This window comes from Paenibacillus sp. Y280 (assembly GCF_056786335.1).
The window spans coordinates 132627-152318 of record NZ_JBXCIW010000007.1 but is presented as its reverse complement, the minus strand read 5'-3'; the positions used below and the strand labels follow the sequence as shown (position 1 = coordinate 152318).

25 protein-coding genes and 1 pseudogene are annotated in these 19692 nt (G+C 48.2%); 9 read left to right on the top strand and 17 right to left on the bottom strand.

Features of this window, described 5'->3' with window-relative positions; genetic code table 11:
* Positions 1-31: 31 nt before the first annotated feature.
* The 4 genes from efp to AC1TPC_RS11745 form a co-directional block, all read right to left on the bottom strand.
* Complete coding sequence (gene efp / locus AC1TPC_RS11760; RefSeq protein ID WP_441942164.1) at positions 32-589, bottom strand: elongation factor P; 558 nt, start codon at positions 587-589, stop codon at positions 32-34.
* A 28-nt stretch (positions 590-617) separates the two neighbouring features.
* Entirely contained in the window at positions 618-1691 is a 1074-nt protein-coding gene (locus AC1TPC_RS11755) for a M24 family metallopeptidase (protein WP_482067043.1), read from the bottom strand.
* Between the two features lie 29 nt (positions 1692-1720).
* Positions 1721-2161 (bottom strand): type II 3-dehydroquinate dehydratase, encoded by a 441-nt coding sequence (gene aroQ, locus AC1TPC_RS11750; protein ID WP_482067042.1) that lies wholly within the window; start codon positions 2159-2161, stop codon positions 1721-1723.
* A gap of 92 nt (positions 2162-2253) precedes the next feature.
* Positions 2254-2778, bottom strand: coding sequence for a YqhR family membrane protein (locus AC1TPC_RS11745; RefSeq protein ID WP_482067041.1), 525 nt, complete (start codon positions 2776-2778; stop codon positions 2254-2256).
* Between the two features lie 215 nt (positions 2779-2993).
* On the opposite strand from AC1TPC_RS11745, the gene AC1TPC_RS11740 reads away from it, so the two are divergent.
* Entirely contained in the window at positions 2994-3956 is a 963-nt protein-coding gene (locus tag AC1TPC_RS11740) for a DUF1385 domain-containing protein (RefSeq protein ID WP_482067040.1), read from the top strand.
* 32 nt (positions 3957-3988) lie between these two features.
* On the top strand, positions 3989-4306 hold the full coding sequence (locus tag AC1TPC_RS11735) for a hypothetical protein (protein WP_482067039.1): 318 nt from the start codon (positions 3989-3991) through the stop codon (positions 4304-4306).
* A 72-nt stretch (positions 4307-4378) separates the two neighbouring features.
* Here the strand turns inward: AC1TPC_RS11735 and mntR are convergent, their stop codons facing one another.
* Positions 4379-4801: a transcriptional regulator MntR gene (gene mntR / locus AC1TPC_RS11730; protein ID WP_053376766.1), complete on the bottom strand. Its 423-nt coding sequence runs from the start codon at positions 4799-4801 to the stop codon at positions 4379-4381.
* A gap of 210 nt (positions 4802-5011) precedes the next feature.
* Between mntR and splB the strand changes: the two genes are divergently transcribed.
* Positions 5012-6079: a spore photoproduct lyase gene (splB, locus tag AC1TPC_RS11725; protein ID WP_482067038.1), complete on the top strand. Its 1068-nt coding sequence runs from the start codon at positions 5012-5014 to the stop codon at positions 6077-6079.
* 12 nt (positions 6080-6091) lie between these two features.
* Here the strand turns inward: splB and AC1TPC_RS11720 are convergent, their stop codons facing one another.
* The 11 genes from AC1TPC_RS11720 to AC1TPC_RS11670 form a co-directional block, all read right to left on the bottom strand.
* On the bottom strand, positions 6092-6805 hold the full coding sequence (locus AC1TPC_RS11720) for a cytochrome c biogenesis CcdA family protein (RefSeq protein WP_482067037.1): 714 nt from the start codon (positions 6803-6805) through the stop codon (positions 6092-6094).
* 21 nt (positions 6806-6826) lie between these two features.
* A complete protein-coding gene (locus AC1TPC_RS11715) occupies positions 6827-7633 on the bottom strand; it encodes a metal ABC transporter permease (protein WP_482067036.1) in 807 nt (268 codons plus the stop codon).
* Positions 7617-8441 carry a metal ABC transporter ATP-binding protein gene (locus AC1TPC_RS11710; protein ID WP_482067035.1) on the bottom strand — a complete coding sequence of 275 codons (825 nt, stop codon included), beginning with the start codon at positions 8439-8441 and terminating at the stop codon, positions 7617-7619. Before AC1TPC_RS11710 ends, AC1TPC_RS11715 begins: the two co-directional genes overlap by 17 nt.
* Positions 8442-8502: 61 nt before the next feature.
* On the bottom strand, positions 8503-9507 hold the full coding sequence (locus tag AC1TPC_RS11705; RefSeq protein WP_482067034.1) for a metal ABC transporter solute-binding protein, Zn/Mn family: 1005 nt from the start codon (positions 9505-9507) through the stop codon (positions 8503-8505).
* A 286-nt stretch (positions 9508-9793) separates the two neighbouring features.
* Entirely contained in the window at positions 9794-11791 is a 1998-nt protein-coding gene (gene metG, locus AC1TPC_RS11700) for a methionine--tRNA ligase (RefSeq protein WP_482067033.1), read from the bottom strand.
* A 69-nt stretch (positions 11792-11860) separates the two neighbouring features.
* The gene (locus AC1TPC_RS11695) at positions 11861-12049 is read right to left on the bottom strand and encodes a hypothetical protein (RefSeq protein ID WP_482067032.1); all 189 of its coding nucleotides are present in this window, start codon (positions 12047-12049) and stop codon (positions 11861-11863) included.
* Between the two features lie 148 nt (positions 12050-12197).
* Complete coding sequence (yidD, locus tag AC1TPC_RS11690; protein WP_482067031.1) at positions 12198-12455, bottom strand: membrane protein insertion efficiency factor YidD; 258 nt, start codon at positions 12453-12455, stop codon at positions 12198-12200.
* Positions 12455-12892 carry a Fur family transcriptional regulator gene (locus AC1TPC_RS11685; RefSeq protein ID WP_482067030.1) on the bottom strand — a complete coding sequence of 146 codons (438 nt, stop codon included), beginning with the start codon at positions 12890-12892 and terminating at the stop codon, positions 12455-12457. The genes yidD and AC1TPC_RS11685 overlap by 1 nt, the downstream gene beginning before the upstream one ends.
* 74 nt (positions 12893-12966) lie before the next feature.
* On the bottom strand, positions 12967-13191 hold the full coding sequence (locus AC1TPC_RS11680; RefSeq protein WP_482067029.1) for a hypothetical protein: 225 nt from the start codon (positions 13189-13191) through the stop codon (positions 12967-12969).
* Between the two features lie 35 nt (positions 13192-13226).
* Positions 13227-13427 (bottom strand): hypothetical protein, encoded by a 201-nt coding sequence (locus tag AC1TPC_RS11675; protein ID WP_482067028.1) that lies wholly within the window; start codon positions 13425-13427, stop codon positions 13227-13229.
* Between the two features lie 151 nt (positions 13428-13578).
* On the bottom strand, positions 13579-14004 hold the full coding sequence (locus AC1TPC_RS11670; RefSeq protein WP_482067027.1) for an Hsp20/alpha crystallin family protein: 426 nt from the start codon (positions 14002-14004) through the stop codon (positions 13579-13581).
* Positions 14005-14157: 153 nt separating this feature from the next.
* Between AC1TPC_RS11670 and AC1TPC_RS11665 the strand changes: the two genes are divergently transcribed.
* From AC1TPC_RS11665 to AC1TPC_RS11640, 6 genes are all read left to right on the top strand, one after another.
* Positions 14158-14385: a spore germination protein gene (locus AC1TPC_RS11665; RefSeq protein WP_482067026.1), complete on the top strand. Its 228-nt coding sequence runs from the start codon at positions 14158-14160 to the stop codon at positions 14383-14385.
* Positions 14382-14585 carry a spore germination protein GerPB gene (locus AC1TPC_RS11660; RefSeq protein WP_482067025.1) on the top strand — a complete coding sequence of 68 codons (204 nt, stop codon included), beginning with the start codon at positions 14382-14384 and terminating at the stop codon, positions 14583-14585. The genes AC1TPC_RS11665 and AC1TPC_RS11660 overlap by 4 nt, the downstream gene beginning before the upstream one ends.
* A 45-nt stretch (positions 14586-14630) precedes the next feature.
* On the top strand, positions 14631-15299 hold the full coding sequence (gene gerPC, locus AC1TPC_RS11655; RefSeq protein WP_482067024.1) for a spore germination protein GerPC: 669 nt from the start codon (positions 14631-14633) through the stop codon (positions 15297-15299).
* Positions 15300-15497, top strand: a complete 198-nt coding sequence (locus AC1TPC_RS11650) for a spore gernimation protein GerPD (RefSeq protein ID WP_482067023.1) — start codon at positions 15300-15302, stop codon at positions 15495-15497.
* Positions 15498-15504: 7 nt separating this feature from the next.
* A complete protein-coding gene (locus tag AC1TPC_RS11645) occupies positions 15505-15924 on the top strand; it encodes a spore germination protein GerPE (RefSeq protein ID WP_482067022.1) in 420 nt (139 codons plus the stop codon).
* Between the two features lie 144 nt (positions 15925-16068).
* Positions 16069-17937 carry a squalene cyclase gene (locus tag AC1TPC_RS11640; protein ID WP_482067021.1) on the top strand — a complete coding sequence of 623 codons (1869 nt, stop codon included), beginning with the start codon at positions 16069-16071 and terminating at the stop codon, positions 17935-17937.
* 60 nt (positions 17938-17997) lie between these two features.
* Here the strand turns inward: AC1TPC_RS11640 and gntK are convergent.
* A pseudogene (gntK, locus tag AC1TPC_RS11635) lies at positions 17998-19536 on the bottom strand (gluconokinase).
* Positions 19537-19692: the final 156 nt, after the last annotated feature.

The window sequence follows — 19692 nt, the reverse complement described above, 5'->3', positions numbered from 1 at the left end:
GAATGAATCGGACGGTTGAATCAGCTGCTTGCTAAGCGCGCGAGATGTATTTGCCTTCACGAGTATCGATCAGCAATACGTCGCCTTCGTTAATGAACAGTGGAACTTGAACGTTAAGGCCCGTTTCAACCTTAGCTGTTTTTGTTGCGCCTTGCGCCGTGTTGCCCTTAACGCCTGGCTCTGTTTCAATAACTTTCAGATCAACGCTGTTTTGCATTTGAATACCAAGAATTTCACCTTGGTAGCTCGAAATGTTGACGTTCATGTTCTCTTTCAAGAAATTAAGCTCCCACTCAAGCTGCTTCTTGTCCAAGTTGAATTGGTCAAACGTTTCGTTATCCATGAACGTGTACTCCGAGCCGGAGTTGTAAAGGTATTGCACTTCACGGTTCTCGATAATGGCACGGCCGATGCTCTCGCCCGCACGGAACGTTTTCTCAACAACGTTGCCGTTGCGAAGATTTTTCAGCTTAGAGCGAACAAATGCAGCGCCTTTGCCCGGCTTAACGTGTTGAAAGTCAAGAACGGTGAAAATATCTGTGTCAACTTGCACGGTCAAGCCTGTTTTAAAATCGTTTACTGAAATCATTGCTGATTCCCTCCTGAATGAATAGTCCTTACCCCAAAGTAATTAGTTCCTTCGGGGATGAGGTTAATATTTTAATACCGGTTTCCGTAATAACGATATCATCCTCAATGCGTACGCCGCCAAAGCCTGGTACGTAAATGCCGGGTTCAACCGTGACCGTCATGCCGGGGGTTAAAATCGAGTCGCTTAATTTGGACAATCTAGGCGCTTCGTGGATCTCCATGCCAAGGCCATGTCCAGTGCCATGTCCAAACAGATCGCCATATCCGTACTTCGTAATCATATCGCGGCACAATGCATCAGCCTCGCGGCCGGTCATGCCCGGCTTGATATGCGCAAGCGCATGCAGCTGTGCTTCAAGAACGATATTGTAAATTTCCAAATGCTTGGCTGTCGGCGTTCCAACTACGACTGTTCTCGTCAAATCGGAGCAATAGCCATTATAGTAGGCGCCAAAATCAAGCTTTACGAATTCGTTGTCGCCGATAATCCGGTCGCTAGCAACACCATGCGGCAATGCGGAACGCTCGCCCGACGCAACGATGGTGTCGAAGGAAGATGATGTCGCGCCATGACTGCGCATATACACTTCCATTTCAAGCGCGATATCGGTCTCACGAACGCCTGGGCGAATGATCTTCAAAATATGGTTGAAGGTGCTGTCCGCAAGGTCAGCGGCCTCTTGCATAATTTGCAGCTCAGCCTCGTCTTTAATGATACGGAGCTTTTCTACCAAGCCCGAAGCAGGCTCAAGCGTAATGCCGCCGAGCGTTTTCGACCAAGCTGTGAATTCACTGTATACAACATGGTCCTGCTCAAAAGCAAGCTTAGTCAGCTTTTCTTGCTTCAGCAGCTCGTGCACATTCTCAAGCGGGCTTGGCCCGTGCTCGATAATTTGAAAGCCGACCGCTTGCTGAGGCGCTTGTGTACGATAGCGGAAGTCAGTAAGCAAGTAGCTGTCGTTTTGTGTAATCAACACCATGCCTGACGAGCCAGTGAAGCCGCTTATGTAGCGTCGATTATGCTCGCTCCCAATTAAAATCGCTTCAAAGCGATGTTCTTCCATCAGCTTTCGCAACCGTTGTACTCTAGCGTTTGGCATAACCGCTTCACCCTTTCTTTAACAACTGTTTACGATTTTTGCAAATGAAGTGCCAGCGCAGTTAAGCCTAGCTCGTAGCTCTGAGAGCCAAAGCCGGCAATTTGTCCGACTGCGATCGCGGCGACGACGGATACATGTCGAAACGATTCTCTCTTATGAATGTTCGACATATGCACCTCGACAATCGGCAGCCCCACGGTGCTGAGCGCATCGCGCAGCGCATAGCTGTAATGCGTCCAAGCGCCAGGGTTTATGAGAATACCGTCTGCCTTTCCGTAAGCACTATGTATGCGATCAATCATATCGCCCTCATGATTCGTTTGGAAAAACTCAACGGAGACGCCAAGCGCCTCGGCTTTATCCCTCAAGAGCGACTCAATGAAACCAAGCGTTTCTGTCCCGTACACACCAGGCTCGCGGATACCGAGCATATTGAGGTTCGGTCCGTTCAAAACAACGATTTTGTGCATGAATGCACCTCCCAAGCAACCGAATCCATCATAGGTTCAAAGATCAATAGCCATTTTACCACAAATGTCCGCCGCTTGAGAAGTAGAACTCGTTAATGCGCGTTTATAGGCTCCCGCGAAGCTTCGTCTGTAAACTCAAAGGCGATCGAATAACCGATAAATACACCCCATAGCAAAAAGACGCAAAGCTCGGTGTAAAGCGTATTCCAGCCAGCTTTCCTTACGCTCTCCATGATGCCAAGCATAGGGCCGACAGCTGCAAAGAGGATTGCCCACCATGCTGCGCCATACAAGATGCCAGGCCACGGCCCACGCAAGCGGCCGAGCACAACCTTATAAATTAAGGCTGCAGCTATTGAAAAAAGGACGAAAGATGCAATTCCTACAACTTCACCCCATGCTGTTTTCAGAAAGGAGCTTTTGAAGAAAGGATCTGCCGCAAAGCCGGGAAGGATACTCGTAAATTTCATCTCATAGAACATCCAGCGGATGATTCCCCAGATTAAGCCTGCAAAGAAACCGATTTTGATCGAAAATAGCCATGGGTTCGTATGATGGTTCACATATTCGTTTTTCTGTTTCTGTTTCTGTTTCTGTTTCTGTTTTCCTTTTCCCATATTGAAGTGCCTCCATTCTGGTATTGATCTTTGCCTAAGCTTAGTATGCGAAATAAATCCGATCCATAACCGCCAGCTTCCATTAAAGCATTCCGTTTCCAACATGCTGGCGTTGGCAATTAGCTTATAGATAAAGTACAATAGACTTACATAGTTATAGGTTCATTCGTCGGAACAACTAAGACGATATTCCACTCAAGGAAGGTGACAAGCACTTGCCGCAAGACTCCCGAAGCATATATGGCGGACAAGCGGTTATTGAAGGCGTAATGTTTGCTGGCAAACACGTTAACGTAACAGCTGTCCGACGCAAAAATGATGAAATCGTATTTTATGAGGTACCCCGCACATCCAAGAGCTGGATTCAAGCCTTAAAAAAAATTCCGCTCGTTCGAGGCGTAGTCGGCATTTTGGAATCCAGCGCCAAAGGCTCGCAGCATTTGAATTTTTCCATGGAGACCTATGCGGAGGATGAAGCCGGCGAGGAAAAAGATGCCGCTTCGGCTGACCAAGCGGTCAAGGCGAAGGATGAAAAAAAACAAGGCTGGAGCCTCAGCATGCTGGTAGGCGTCGCCGTAGCGGGTGTGCTTTCGTTTATTTTCGGCAAGCTTATTTTTACGGCAGCACCTGCTGCGCTTGAAGAATTGCTATTCTCAGGGGTATTTGAGAACAAGGTCGGTCATAATTTATTAGAGGGTCTTATCAAAATTATTTTGTTGCTAGCGTATTTATATTTCATCTCCATGACTCCGCTTATTAAGCGTTTATTCCAATATCACGGTGCTGAGCATAAAGTGATTAGCGCTTATGAAGCCGGCGAGGAGCTCAGCATAAGCAATGTACAGAAGTACAGCCGTCTTCACTATCGCTGCGGCTCAAGCTTTATCGTATTTACGGTTATCGTAGGCGTTGTCGTCTATTCGCTTCCGTTCTTCACATGGGATTCCATTTGGGAACGTGTCTACATCCGTATTCTTCTGCTTCCGCTCGTTCTTGGCCTTTCATACGAGGTGCTGCGCTGGACAAATGCTTTGCGTGAGATTCCTTTTCTCCGCTACCTCGGTTACCCGGGATTGTGGCTGCAATTGCTTACGACAAAGGAGCCGCGCGATGAGCAAGTAGCCGTATCCATCGCTTCCTTCAAACGGATGCTAGAGCTTGATAAACAAATGAAATAAACGATATTCAAACAAGGAAAGGCGGTATTACAATGAGCAGAGTACCGAGCAAATGGAATATTTGGTCCATCACTATACTCGTGTTGCTGGCGATTGGCCTCGTGTATAGTGTTGTTCAAAGCCCGGCAGCATTTATTATTCCGATCATGGTGCTTGGCGGTATTTTCCTGCTTTATAAATATCCGCCTGCCTTCTTAAGAGGAAGCAGCGCGCAGCGAGGCCGAACTGAGGTCAAGCAAAGCCGAGCTACCGCTGCGAAGATGAAAACCAACAAGCCTCGCTCCAAAACCGTACCATTCCGCGTTATCGAAGGCGGCAAGGATGACGACGATTTGCCAAAATATCATTAACAAACAAAAAAGAAGGTCTGCGGCAAAGCTGCAGACCTTCTTTTTTGTTTGTTTGAACCTACACCTTATGTATTACTCGCTGTCCATTTCCGCACGAACAGCGCGAAGCTCGTCCATTCTTTGAGAGTCGCGGCGGAAGTATTCAACCAGCGTCTCAATGCAAGTAATTGAATCCCAGCTTAAATGATGCTCAATTCCTTCAACATCCTGATAAATATTTTCGTCCTGCACGCCGATTGTGGTAAGGAACGATTCCAGCAGCTGATGCCGGTCGACTAGCCTTTTCCCCATTTTCTTGCCTTTATTGGTCAGGACAAGCCCACGATACTTTTCATAAATCAAATAATTATCTTTGTCGAGCTTTTGAATCATTTTGGTGACCGATGAAGGATGCACCTCTAGTCCTTCCGCGATGTCCGAAACACGCGCATAACCTTTTTCATCAATCAGCTTATAAATTCTTTCCAAGTAGTCTTCCATGCTCGGTGTCGGCACTGAAGAACCCCCTAACCATACTTCTTCACCTTGTCTCTTAGGCGTTACTCTATGTATCATACACTGTTCATTATGCTCACTGCAACCTGTTCGAATTTCGATAACCAATTATGCAGCGCAAAAAACGCATGAACTTTCCAGTTTGAGCCGCTCATCTCCTTCACACAATAACCGTATTCGTTTGCGACTTATCTACAGGAGGAATGACAGATGAGCACAGCTATTACAGGTCGACCCAAACCGGATCGCTCCACCCTCTCCTTCGTTCCTGAGCTCGTTTATTTCGAACCGTCTGCGCTCGATTATCCAAAAGGCAAGCGAATATTCGAATGGGTCAAGCAGGAGGGCATTCCATACCGGATGACGACCTCTCACAACCGCATTACGAATTTGCCTGGCGATACGGAACTCGAGCAGTACAAAATTGCCAAGCGCACACTAGTCGTAGGCATCCGCAAAACGTTGAAATTCGACACCTCCAAGCCTTCAGCCGAATATGCGATTCCCATTGCTACAGGCTGTATGGCTCATTGTCATTATTGTTATTTACAGACGACTTTAGGCGCTAAGCCTTACATTCGGGTGTACGTCAATATAGACGATATTATTGAGGCTGCACAGGGCTATATTGACGAGAGGAAGCCGGAGATTACTCGCTTTGAAGCGGCCTGTACCTCAGATCCCGTTGGACTTGAGCCCATCTCGGGAAGCCTGCGCGAGCTCATCGAATTTATGGGGGCTCAGGAGTATGGCAGGCTTCGATTCGTAACCAAATTTCATCATGTGGATTCCTTGCTAGACGCAAAGCACAACGGCCATACGCGCATACGGTTCAGCGTCAATGATAAATATGTCATTAAACATTTTGAGCCTGCTACGTCAAAATTCGAACAACGGATTGAGGCCGCCGCTAAGGTAGCTGGAGCGGGTTATCCAATGGGCTTCATTATTGCCCCGATTATTTGGCATGAAGGCTGGGAGGAAGGCTATGGCGAGCTAATATCGTCGCTTGCAGCAGCACTCCCGCCAGAGGCAACGAAGGATCTCACCTTTGAACTGATCCAGCATCGCTTTACCAAGACAGCCAAAGCGGTAATCGAAAAGCGCTATCCGCGTACGAAGCTGGAAATGGATATCGAGAAGCGTAAATACAAATGGGGCCGCTGGGGACAAGGGAAATATGTATACCCCGATGAACAAGCAAATGCGCTCCGCATGTATATATCGGAGCGCATCTTTGAGCATTTTCCAGAAGCGAAAATAGAATATTTTACGTAAATTCGCTGCTTTTTAAAAAGCAAGCCATTCCGGCGTAATGACGTTCAGCCAAATCGTTATTTTGGTCATTTGATCGGTAAATAGCAAAATACCCATCAATATCATTACCGCTCCGCCGATCTTCATAACGGTTGCGGAGTATTTCAATATCCATCTTGCCGTCCCAAGGAAAAAGGCAAGGACAAAAAAAGGAATCGCGAAGCCTAGTGCGTAGGCAGTCGTCAATCGAAACCATGTTCCAGGCTCCGTTGCTGCTAATCCTAATATAGCTGTCAGAGCAGGACCCATGCATGGCGACCAGCCTGCCGAAAAACCGATCCCAAAAATAAAAGAGCTCACATAGCTCGCTTTCTTCGGAATAAGGTTCATTCTCCGGTCCTTCATAAGCAGCTGCGGCTGGAATAATCCGATTAGAAAAAGTCCCATCAAAATGATCAAAATAGCTGATATCTGTCTAATCAGCTGCCTGTACTCACTAAAAAACTCGGCAAACACATTCGTACCGTAGCCCAAAGCGTAATAAACGGTACAGAAGCCCAAGATAAAAAACAGCGTATGCGACATCGTGAGCATACGTTTTTGTTTTGCATTCGCATTTCCCCTGAGATCCGCCACCGATATTCCCGTTATGTATGATAAATAGGAGGGATATAGCGGCAAGCAGCAAGGCGAAATAAACGATGCAAAGCCGGCACCGAATGCCAGCCAAATGTTAATATCAGACATGCCTGATCACCCCAATTCGAATCAACTGCCTGCTCGGACACCGCGGCGGAAGACGAGCAGCAAAAGCAATACCGCAATAAGCAAAAGTACAATCGTGCCGCCTGGCGCTAAATTCCATACACCTGCCATGAGCAGACCGATGATCACAGCCAGCTCGCCAACGACCACGACCGTAATGACGCTTTGCCGGAAGCTTCTTGCAATGATCAAGCTGCATGCAGCAGGTATCGTAAGCAATGCGGATACTAGCAGCGCTCCCACAATTTTAATAGAAACGCTAATAATAAGTGCGGTAAGCACGCTAATCATAACATTATAAAATTTCACGGGCAAGCCGCTTACTGCAGCCGCATCCTCGTCAAACGTAATGAGAAAAAGCTCCTTGACCTGCAGCCAAATCGCAGCGAGAACGATAAGCGTAACTCCTCCGATTACATAAAGATCGTTGCTGTTCAGGGTGTAAATGCTGCCGAACAAATAACTGTCCACATTTTTAAAACCCTTTCCCATCGTAAAAAACAATGAGGCTAGGGCAACCCCGCCGGACATGATGATAGCGATAGACAGCTCCGCATAAGTTTTGTACGCTTTCCTAAGCTTCTCGATGGCAAAGGATGCTGCGATGGCGAACAACAGCCCCACCGCGATGGGGTACACGCCAATCAAAAATCCGAGCGCTACGCCGGCTATAGAGACATGAGATAAGGTGTCTCCAATCATGGACAATCTGCGCAGCACAAGAAATAAGCCCATTAGCGGGGCAGTTACGCCGATGAGCAACCCGCCAATTAGGGCTCGTTGAAAAAATTCGCTAGTTACGATCTCCAATCAAAACAACCTCTTTCCTGCTCTCCATTTGTTGTCGCAGCCCTTTTAGGCTGTGTGCAAGGTCATTTTCCACGCAGTCCTGCGTTTCATGCGAATGCTTGATGTGAAACTTAAGCTTCCCGTTCGTTGCAGCCGGCTCTTGACCAAGGTAGGACCTGATCATATCCAAGTCGTGGGAAACCATTAGAAACGTAATATTATGATGCTGATGCATATGCTTGATCATATGGAAGAAGCTCTCCTGCGTCTCCGTATCAATCCCAACTGTTGGCTCATCCAAAATGAGCAATGACGGACTATTGACCAGCGCTCTGGCTAGAAATACACGCTGCTGCTGACCGCCCGACAGCTGGCCGATTCGCTTATCCTTCAGGTCCTCGATACCCATCGCGTGCAGAGCATCCTCGCACTTAATGAAATCCGCCTTGTTCATCTTCTTAAACAGCTTGCTCCGCCCATAAAGCCCGGATAGAACAACCTCTCGCACCGTAGCCGGGAACAGCGGGTTTAATGCGTTTTTTTGCGGAACGTATCCGATACGCTCCCATTGCTTAAACTTGTCTATTCGTTCTCCAAATAAACGGATCGTGCCGCTTGTAGGCTTTAGCAAGCCAACAATCATTCGCAGCAGCGTCGTTTTTCCAGCGCCATTCGTACCAATTAAGCCAATGAAGTCTCGTTCCTTAACAGCAAAGCTTAAATCCGAGATGACATTCTGCTGCTGGAAGGAAAAGGAGACGTCCTCCAATGAGATAACCTCTTGGTGGCAGCTAGCGTCGGCAATAGTTATTCGATTCGGTTGCGCCATAACTTCTTCTCTCCTCACAGCAATACAGAGCTGCAGCAGCTCTGTTGGATTGCCTTTTGTTCTATTGTAATGCTTGCACAAGATTTTGCAAGTTGCGTTCCATCAGTGTTAAGTAGGTTTGGTCTTCCTTTTCTTGCTCTGGCGTCAAGCCCTCCAGCGGGTTAAGCACCATCGTCTCGACATCAGCTTCACTCGCCAGCGTCTGTGCAAGCTGATCGGACACCAGCTCTTCGAAGAAAATATATTTGACTTTGTTTGCTTTAACAAACTTCGCGATGTCCAGCAAATCCTGCGCGCGCGGCTCCGCATCCGGGTTAAGACCCATGATGGATAGTTGCTTCAAGCCATAATCACGAGCTAAGTAACCAAATGCTTCGTGGGAGGTAACGATGTTTTTATTCGGTACTTGTGCAAGCTTGGCCGTGTAGTCTGCATCGATGGCTTCCAGCTTCGCAAGCAAAGCCTCATAGTTTTTCTCGTAGTCTGCTTGGTTTGCGCTGTCGACTTCGATCAAACTATTTTTAACATTTTCAGCTAGCTTAAGCGCTGATTTAGGGCTAACCCAAGTATGCGGATCAGCACTGCCATGCTCATGTGCTTCTTCATCTGCATGCTCTTCCTCGGAGCTCTCGATAAGTGCTATGCCTTTGCTAATCTCTTTGGTAGCAACCGCGCTGTCCTTGGACAAGCCCTTCAGAAAAGCATCTACCCAGCCCTCAAGGCCTGCGCCGTGATAGAGGAACAGCTTTGCCTTCGAGGCGGTGCTCAGATCACGGCTCTTCGGTGTCCAGTCATGCGGCTCTACGCCGGCAGCGATTAGATTTACTGCTTTAATATGTTCTCCGCCGATTTCCGATGCTAGAAAATATAAAGGATAAAAGCTTGTAACGACGCTGATCTGACTTGCACCAGCCTTATTTGTTGCAGCCGAGCTATCATTCGTCGAATCCGCTGGCGAACTTGCATTGTTGTTATTGCCGCAAGCTGCCATCACAAGCAGCATAGCGGTCAGAAGCAGGCCTAACGCCGCAGAGCGTATCGATGTTTTCAATTTCGAATCTTTCATTTGGTGTTCTCTCCATTCTGTCTCTCTCTTCTTCGTAATCGTTATGATTACGTTTTGTATTATACGATGCCTTTAAATAGACTGTCAACCATATTTCTAAGTAAAAAGCTTGCTTATATTCCGACCTGAAGCCTATCGATTACTTGTATTGACGAAAATAAAGCGAAATATGACAACTCGCTGTCGCCTGAGAAGAAGCATGAGATTCATAGGCTATAAAAGAAGGATGCCCCGGAAGTCATCAGACTTCTGGAGCACCCTCTTTTACTCAGCTAAACTTACTAGTCTATTTGACAACCGCGCCGTTTGGCATGCCGTCTGGCACAGCAGCCAGCGTCAATTGATCGCCATGCGAAGCAGCTAGTATCATGCCTTGCGACCATTCCCCACGCAGCTTAACCGGCTTCAAGTTCGTTACGCAAATGACTTTGCGGCCAACCATTTGCTCCGGTGTATAAAACTTAGCGATGCCGGAAACGACCTGACGCTGCTCGTAACCAAGATCCAGCTGCAGCTTAAGCAGCTTATCGGCTTTGTTCACAGGCTCTGCCGCTATTACCTGTGCGACACGAAGCTCTACCTTCGCGAAGTCATCAATCGCGATCTCTTCCTTCGACTCTACTGCCGCCTGAGGCGTTTCGCTTGCTGCCTTTGCTTCCGCTGCAGCAGGTTGATCCGCTGCTGGCTCAGCTTGCGTTCCGCCGCCCATTGCAGCTGCTATAAAGGCAGCTTCCTCAGCCGTATCAAGACGTGGGAACAAAGGCAAGCCTTTGCTTACTTTCGTTCCGCCTGGCAGCGACCCGAATTGCTTCGTGCTCTCCCATGCCGTCAACTCGCCTGGCTCAAGGCCAAGCTGCTTCCACATTTCACGGGGAGCATGCGTTAAGAACGGCTGAAGAAGGATCGAGACGATGCGGAGCGATTCCGCCAAATGGTACATGACCGATGCAAGCTCTCCGGTCTTAGCCTCATCCTTGGCAAGCGCCCAAGGCTGGGTTTCATCAATATATTTGTTCGTACGGCTTACAAGCTGCCACAACGTCGCCAGCGCCACGGAAAACTCCATCGTTTCGAGTGCTGACTCCACCTGTACGATCGTTTCACTCGCAAGCTTCTGCAAGGAATCGTCGAAAGCAGTTACCGTACCTGAGTAATTTGGTACAACGCCGTCAAAGTATTTGTCAATCATTGCGATTGTCCGATTAAGCAGGTTGCCAAGGTCATTGGCAAGGTCAAAGTTGATCCGCTCGACGAAGTTTTCCGGCGTGAATGTACCGTCGGCTCCGAATGGCACCTCTCGCAATAAATAATAGCGCAGCGCGTCCAACCCGTAACGATCAATCAGCATAACCGGATCAACGACATTGCCCTTCGACTTCGACATTTTGCCATCCTTCATCAGCAGCCAGCCGTGCGCAAACACCTTCTTAGGCAGCGGCAGCTCAAGCGCCATCAACATAATTGGCCAATAAATCGTATGGAAACGAACGATTTCCTTGCCGACCAAATGAACGTCTGCAGGCCAGAAATCTTGGAACTTCTGATCCTTGCCCTCGTTGCCGTAGTCAAGCGCTGAGATATAGTTAGACAATGCGTCAATCCATACATAAACGACATGCTTTGGATCTCCCGGCACTTTAACGCCCCAATCAAACGTCGTGCGCGATACAGCCAAATCCTCAAGGCCAGGCTTAATGAAGTTGTTGATCATTTCGTTTTTGCGCGATTCCGGCTGAATGAAATCCGGGTTGTCCTCATAGTACTTAAGCAAGCGATCCGCATATTTGCTCATCCGGAAGAAATAGCTTTCCTCCTTTACGAGCTCAACCGGACGGCCGCAGTCCGGACAATTGCCGTCTACTAGCTGGCGCTCAAGGAAAAAGGATTCGCACGGCGTACAGTACCAGCCTTCATAGGTGCTCTTGTAAATATCGTCCTGCTCCAAAAACTTGGCGAATATTTTCTCGACCACCAGCTTGTGGCGCTCTTCCGTCGTGCGAATGAAATCGTCATTGGAAATTTCAAGCTTCGCCCATAGGTCCTTAATGCCAACGACGATATCGTCGACGAACTGCTGCGGACTTTGATCCTTTTCCTTCGCTTTGCGCTCGATCTTCTGCCCGTGCTCATCCGTTCCAGTCAAATACCAGACGTCAAAGCCGCGAAGCCGTTTGTAACGCGCCATTGCATCACCCGCAACCGTCGTATAAGCATGGCCGATATGAAGCTTATCACTCGGATAATAAATCGGCGTCGTAATATAAAACGTATTTTTGTTTGTCATATGAATCCTCCTATTTGATTTTTTATCTTAAAAAAACGCAAAAAACTCCCGTCCATCATGGGACGAGAGTTAGAACTCACGCGGTACCACCCAAATTTCAATCTCGAACATCGCCATTAGACCAGGCATTTCGAGAAAGCTTCGTGTGCCGCCTTCATGGCGGCTATCGCCGTTAACGCCAGCTTCGCGTCGCCCCCTTACCCAGCCATTGTTAAAATGCTGCAGCTCGAAAGCGAATCCTCCTGGACCATTTTCCAATAGTATCCCCTGCCGGCTTCCACCCAAAATCCCGGCTCTCTGCGAAAGTTCTTCTATTGTACTTATCCATTCCTCGGACATATGTAGTAAACTAGGAAAAACTTGATTGGTTTATAAATCAAAATATACCGAAATAGAACCCTCTCTGTCAAGGAGCATCTATCTTGTCGTTTTTTGCGGGCGGCACAGGATCGTACCCTCCAGCGTTAAACGGATGGCATCTTGCGATACGCTTCATCGCTAGCCATGAGCCTTTGGCAGCCCCATGCTTCTCGATCGCCTCCAGCGCATACATCGAGCAGGTCGGATAAAAACGACATGAGGGCGGGGTAAGCGGAGAAATGAACTTGCGGTAAAAATGAATCGGCGCCAGCGTCACCCGTCGCATCTTTCGTTGTTTCGACATTAGGCTTCGCTTACGGCAGGCTCATCCTGAACACATTCCTTGCAGTAGCCGAACACCTCGAATTTATGCTTCACAACACGGAAATCCTCAGGAACGTTAGTCTGCTCCATCGGGCAGTAAGTAATCGGGTAGGTCATGCCGCATTGCAAGCAAATCATATGGTGATGATGATCATTTTCTTTGCAATGAAGCTTAAACTTGCCGCCATCCTCGAAAATAACCTGCTCCAGCACGCCAAGCTCTTCCATAACACGAAGGTTTCGGTAAACGGTATCGAAGCTTAGCCCCGTATAGGATCTTCCCATATATTCATAAACTTCCTTCGGAGCCAAATAGCCCTGCGTCTCCGAAAACAGCTTGGCAAGCGTCTTTCTTTGATCCGTAATCCGCAACCCTTGACCAGACATGCGTCTTATAATGTCTTCCATTGTGTGCATATGTCGAACCTCCGGACTCTATATTGTCTATCTCCATAATGACGAAAAAAAAAGCTCTCGTCAATGAGAGCCTCCTAACCGTTTAAACGCATGTTAATCATAAAGCTAGCCGACATCGCAAGAAACAGTACGATACTAAGAAAGCCAACCAGCTTGCGCCTAGCATTCAGCTTTTTGATGAGGGCAGCATCATTTGATTGCCGCTTCGTTTCCGAATACGAGCGATGCATAAACAAAAAAGTAATAATAGAAACGACAAACAGCATGTTGACGATAAACCAAATGACTGTCCAGAACAAGCCATTACCTCCGGTCGTGATCAGCTATAGAGATGCTATAGATACCACTTGTTTAGTATATACATAAATACGATGAAGCTGACGACCGCCCCGCCGAAGCTGAACCAGCCTGTACGAAAACGCTGCTGAAACATGCGTAAAATTCCGAAGCTGAGCAATCCGAATACGAGCATTATGAAAACGATACCGAGTATGAATAACGAAGCAGACACGCTGCTTACATCGACTAGTGACACCGAACACACTCCCTTTTTGCTAATATGTACATGTTCACTAGACATTATAAGGGATAGACGAGCCATTAGCCAGCCGCAAACCCTGTCGATTTCGTGACAAAAAGAGCACACCTTACTTCGAAGTGTGCCCTTCCTGCCTCAACGCCATCTATTAAAAACGCACGATTGCCTCATGATAGGTACGATTGGTTGGCCGCTTCTGCAGCTTGACGTGAAGCACGGAATCCTTCACAAGCGTTTTGCATATGCGCGGCTTCACCAGCTTCGGCAGCTTAATCGTCTCGCTTTTGCCGTCTGGCAAGCCATCTAAACGCAGCCGGTCCTCGCGCACGAACAATCTCAGCAGTTCTTTGTCAAAACCATCTGGCAAATTTATTTTCACCTGAACAAATTGCTTTGTTTCAGAGAAGGTTGCCGATCCTCCTCCAATTAATACACCTGCTGCTTCCGGCAGCGCTTTCGTCATCATTTTGCGAACATATTGCTCTACCCATTCCGGCTCGCGAAGCAGCTCGAACCCTTTAGGAAGCTGCTGCCTCTCCATCCATTTCTCCATATCATCCCATTTGGATGCCACAAGCAAACACCCGCCTTCCAGCACTTCTACCATCATATGCGCCTAGCTTCGCTCGGGATACTTTCGCTTTGGGAACATCTAGGCGAATGCCGCATAAGATATTGTACGCTCAGCTAGTTGATTTATAAATGCTTACGAAGAAGGAGGCTGCTTATGCCAGCTGTCGTCGGTTTTGTCAAAATTATTAGCGTCGGTTCCGGTTCCATCGTTCAATTCGGTGATACTTTGGAAGTGTCGCCGAACAGCAGTTCCAAGACATATGCAGGGTCAGGCTCGTTCCTAACTGGCAGCTTAACAAACTCTAATAATGCCGTCAGCGCTACGAATACTCTTGATCCGGACGTGCAGGATGCTTCGAATAATCAAGTGAGTGCGATATGAGCTTAACAATCCATCAGCAAATCACCATTCACCTGCTGCGCGTCGACAGCGTGTCGAACAGCTCCGTCCTGCAGGTCGGTAGCGCCGGATCGATACGCTCCTTGTCACAAATGTATAATACCGGCGGGTTCACGGAGCCCGCTCCAGAGCTGGGAGGCGATAATCCGATTTCCTTCGTGCCGCTTCCGAATCCTGCCTAGCAGGAAGTCATGAATGAACTCATTACAAGAAGGAGGAGCAGTCTCATGCAGCAGCCTAATCCGCTATCCCCTTGGCAAATGTGGTCACTTGAAGTGCAACATAAGCTCAAAGAGCAGCAAGAGCAGCTCGAAGCGCTTGAAGCGAAGGTTGCCGCTTTGTGTGAGCAGGTAAAGCAGCTTGAAGCACGCCCTACTTACAATATAGAGAGTATTGAATACCATTTTGATCAATTGAAGGTAGAGAAGCTGGACGGCACGCTCAATATCGGCATGACTGCACCAGGTACGGGTGATGATGCTTTTCCAGGCAGCATTGAACAAATATCGGTATCAAAGCCGCAAACTTTTCCTTCTGCCGATCCCGTTATCACCCCTCCAAGCGGTATGTATAGTGATCTTTTTGCCGATATGAATCGTTATTTGGATGCCGAGGCTCCGCAAAGGCTGCTTGCTTACGAGAATGAGCTATGTATTCCACTCGACCCCTATCATAGACGCATCATTATAGAGGATGTCCGCAAGCAGGTGCCTTCTCGAATTAATTATTATATGCATGAAGCTGAAAAAGGCACTGCGAATCAGCTTTCACCAACCGATGATCCATCGGTTGCAGCTACCGTACTTGCAAAAACAAGAAGGGATGCCGAAACAGCGATGCTTGCTTATATGCGGCAGCTGCAGAGCGGCACGCCATCATCAGGAGGAATGGCCTAAATGTTTCAATTCAATGTAATAAACCATGTTTTGAATGTTGGTCAAATCGAAATTCTCGGCGTATCCAGCGCATCCATGATGCAGGTGGGCGATACCGATACCGTTTCCTTATATTCCGTGTTCGACACGCCGCCTGAGTCGGTCATCGTTGGGCCGATGGCTCCTTTACCGCTGCCAGATTCTGTTGACGAAACGTAGGCATAAGATGACAAACACATACCCGATACGAACGTCAAAAGTAGGTGTGATTTGTTTAATCGACGTCTCCATTGCAGGTGTTGCACAGTTCGGAGATCGAGCAGAAACAAATGCCCGTCTAAAGGCTCTTGCTGTTCAGCGGCAAGAGGACCATACGACAGCTGGCGACGTTTTCTTTGAATCTTATGATATGTTCTACCAACCTCGGCCTGTTCTTAACGATCCTGATTTTGATAACGGACAGGTCATTCAATTCAGCCGAAACAATTGCTGTCCCAATATTACGGTCGGCTTCATACGAGTGATTGCAACCGGTGCTTCTTCCAGTATACTAATCGGCAATGGGATGTGCTTAGATAACGAATCGCGGATTAAGCATTTTCGCCAGTATGCTCGCCGGAAAGCTTTTCCTCCTATTGGCTGTTGAATTGAACAACCCTTGTTTGCACATCTATAAGACCGCTTGGACGCTTGTATCCATGCGGTCTAATTCTCTTCTGCATCTCGACTGTTAACGATTGCCAGAGCATATACATATAGCAACTAAGGTTGCAAAGGATGAATACGCCAAATGGATATGAATCGAATTCGTGCACGAATAGATGAAATGACCGCTGATCTGCTAAGACTGCAGTCGCGAGACGGCGCTTGGCGAATGTGCTTCGATACGGGTACCGCAACGGACAGCTATCTTATTATTTTGCTGCGTCTGCTTGAGAGGCCGGATGAGCACCTGATTCGAAGGCTTGCAGCTCGAATAGCATCCATGCAGCAGCCAAATGGCGCTTGGAAGGTTTATCCGGACGAATCCGAGGGCAATTTAGAGGCTACAGCTGAAGCCTACTATGCTTTGCTTAGCGCGGGATTCTTCCATGCAGCCGATCCGCGAATGGTAAGCGCCAAGCAGTTTATTTTGCAGCAAGGCGGTTTAGGTGAAGCCAAAAACCTGCTCACTCAAGTCATCTTAGCCGCTACTGGTCAAGCGGAATGGCCACGATTATTGCGTATTCCGCTGGAAGCCTTTTTCTCTGATCTTGGGATCGGATTAGATCTATTCTCGCTCTCCGGCCACGCACGCGTTCATCTCGTACCAACATTAATTATGGCGAATAAGCAATTTGCTCGCCGCACAGCAACGATGCCTCTTTTATCCGATTTATTTGCCGGCCCATCGCGTACCTTCACGAATGATACAACTTGGATATCGGCGTTAAATGGCTTTATTGCAAGCTTGCCCTTAAGCAGTCTGCTGCCGCCAAGCTCGCCAACCGCTTTAGAGCGGGCTGAGGCGTTTATGTTCGAGCGAATAGAACCTAATGGCACGCTGCTCACCTTCTCGACAGCGACGATTTTGATGATTTTTTCGCTGCTGGCACTCGATTATTCGCCTCAATCGCCTGCAGTAAATCAACTGCTGTCAGGAACGATTTCATTGCTATGCGTCGATCGGCCGCATCTTCAAGTAGCATCCTCGGAAGTATGGGATACAGCTATGATCAGCAGCGCTCTACGGGAAGCAGGAATGCCGCCAAACCATAACGCTATGGAACGAGCAGGATACTATTTGTTAGAAAGGCAGCAAATCCGTGTGGGTGATTGGGCTCGTCGGCTGCCGAATACGCCTGCTGGAGGCTGGGGCTTCTCTAACGTGAATACGCTGTATCCCGACGTCGATGACAGTGTAGCCGCGCTACGTGCCATACGTCCCTATACAACAGAAGCAAATGGTTTATACGGCAATTGGCAAAGAGGCTTAAACTGGGTACTCGCGATGCGGAACGAGGATGGCGGCTGGCCAGCTTTTGAGAGGGAAGGCACGCAGCTGCCAGCTAGCTTCTTCACTTTTGAAGGCTCTGCCGATATTTCAACCGATCCTTCAACGGTAGATTTGGCCAGCCGTGTTCTGGGCTTTCTCGGAAATGAGCTCGATATGACTATCGGCAATCAGTGGCTCGATGACAGCGTACAATGGGTGCTCTCGCAGCAATCGAGGGACGGAAGCTGGTACGGCCGCTGGGGAATTGCCTACATTCATGGCACCGGTGCTGCCATTCAAGGCATGGCTGCCGTTGGCATGCCTAACGACCATCCTGCCATTAAGAAAGGAATCAAGTGGCTGCTTGAAATCCAAAATGACGATGGCGGTTGGGGTGAATCCTGCCTTAGCGATAAAGAGAAGCACTACGTGCCTCTTCATGCCAGCACACCCTCACAAACCGCATGGGCGCTTGATGCGCTGACGGCTGTTAACGATAAACCGACATCAGCGATTGAGCGTGGTGTTGATGCGCTGCTGCAATCGCTTGAGAGGCGGGATTGGACCTATTTCTATCCGACAGGTGCCGCTCAGCCAGGCAGCATGTACGTATTTTATCCAAGCAACAACTATATTTGGCCCTTGCTCACCTTATCAACTATTTTGAAGAAGTATGGCTCCTAATGTTCACCTCGCATACATGAAAAAAAACAGCCTGCATGCTCGGCTGTTTTTTCATATATGCTATACCCATTTTTGCTGAAAAACAGCAATATTCGCGTATTCCTCCGTTAACAGACGAGATACACGGATATAAATTCGCATGAGCTCGGCGTAGATTTTGGCGTTTTGCTTATTCGGCAAATGAAAATGCGATCCACCGACCATGTCGGCAACGACGTCCAGCGAATCCACCTCGCCCATGCTGTACAACCCAAGAATGACTGCGCCGAGGCAAGAGCTTTCAATGCTTTCCGGCACATGCAGCTCCTGATCAAAAATATCAGCCATCATCTGACGCCACAGCTCAGATCTTGCAAAGCCGCCTGTCGCTTGAATTTTCGTTGGCTTGCCCGTTAATTCCTCCAGCGCCATAAGCACGCTGTACAAATTATAAATGACGCCTTCTAGCGCCGCGCGAATAAGATGCTCCTTCTTGTGATGCAGTCCAAGTCCAAAATAAGAGCCGCGCGCATTCGCATCCCATAGAGGAGCTCGCTCTCCGGCTAAATACGGATGGAAAATGAGTCCGTCTGAGCCCGGCTTCGCTTTCGCTGCAAGCTCCGTGAGCAGCTCATACGGATCGATGCCAAGCTCCCTAGCCGAAGCAATCTCCTCCGTACCGATCTGATCACGCACCCATCTGAAGATCATGCCTCCGTTATTTACCGGACCGCCGATAACCCAGTGATTCTCCGTCAGCGCGTAGCAAAAAATTCTGCCCTTCGGGTCTGTGACCGGCTTGTCCGTTACCGCGCGAATAGCGCCGCTAGTGCCGATGGTAACCGCAACTACGCCTGGCTGGATCGCATTGACGCCAAGATTGGAAAGCACGCCATCGCTAGCGCCAATTACGAACGGTGTGGAAGGAAGCAAATTCATTCGCTTCGCATAGTGCTCCTCCAATCCTTCCAGCTTATACGTTGTAGGAACAAGCTACGACAACCGTTCCGCCGTAACTCCGGCTACATTTAGCGCTTCCTCGTCCCATTGCAAATTTTCCAAGTTAAACATTCCAGTAGCAGAGGCAATCGAATAATCGATGACATAACGGCCGAACAGCTTGAAAAACACATATTCTTTAATCGAAATAAATTTATATGCACGGTCAAAAAGCTCCTTATGATCATAACGCAGCCAAGTGAGCTTTGACAAAGGAGACATCGGATGGATTGGCGTGCCCGTACGCAAATAAATGTCGTGGCCATTCCATTCGTTTTTAATTTTATTGGTCCATTCTATGCTCCGATTGTCAGCCCATGTAATGCATTTCGTAAGCGGCTTGCCATCCATATCCACAGCTATGACGCTATGCATGGCTGAGCTGAACGAAACGCACAAAATATCGTTTGCCTGTACGTTGCTTTTGGCAATGGCTTGTCCTATCGTTTCAAGCACGGCGTAAAAAATTTCATCCGGGTCCTGCTCTGCAATAGCCGGAGATGGCGAGTGAAGCGGGTATTCAATGCCATGACTGGCTACGATTTCACCTTTAGAAGTAAAGAGCACCGACTTCGTACTCGTCGTTCCGATATCAACACCGATTACATATTTCGTATTCATTCTTGTACCTCCACATACATTTGCCTGTCAACACGACTGGCTCGTATTCGTACACCCTGCCATTCTTACAATACCTCTCTTCCAGCATTTATTCAATCAGTCGGATGAAGTGCTTACTACGCTATTGCCGACAAAAAAACCTGTAAGCTCATCAAG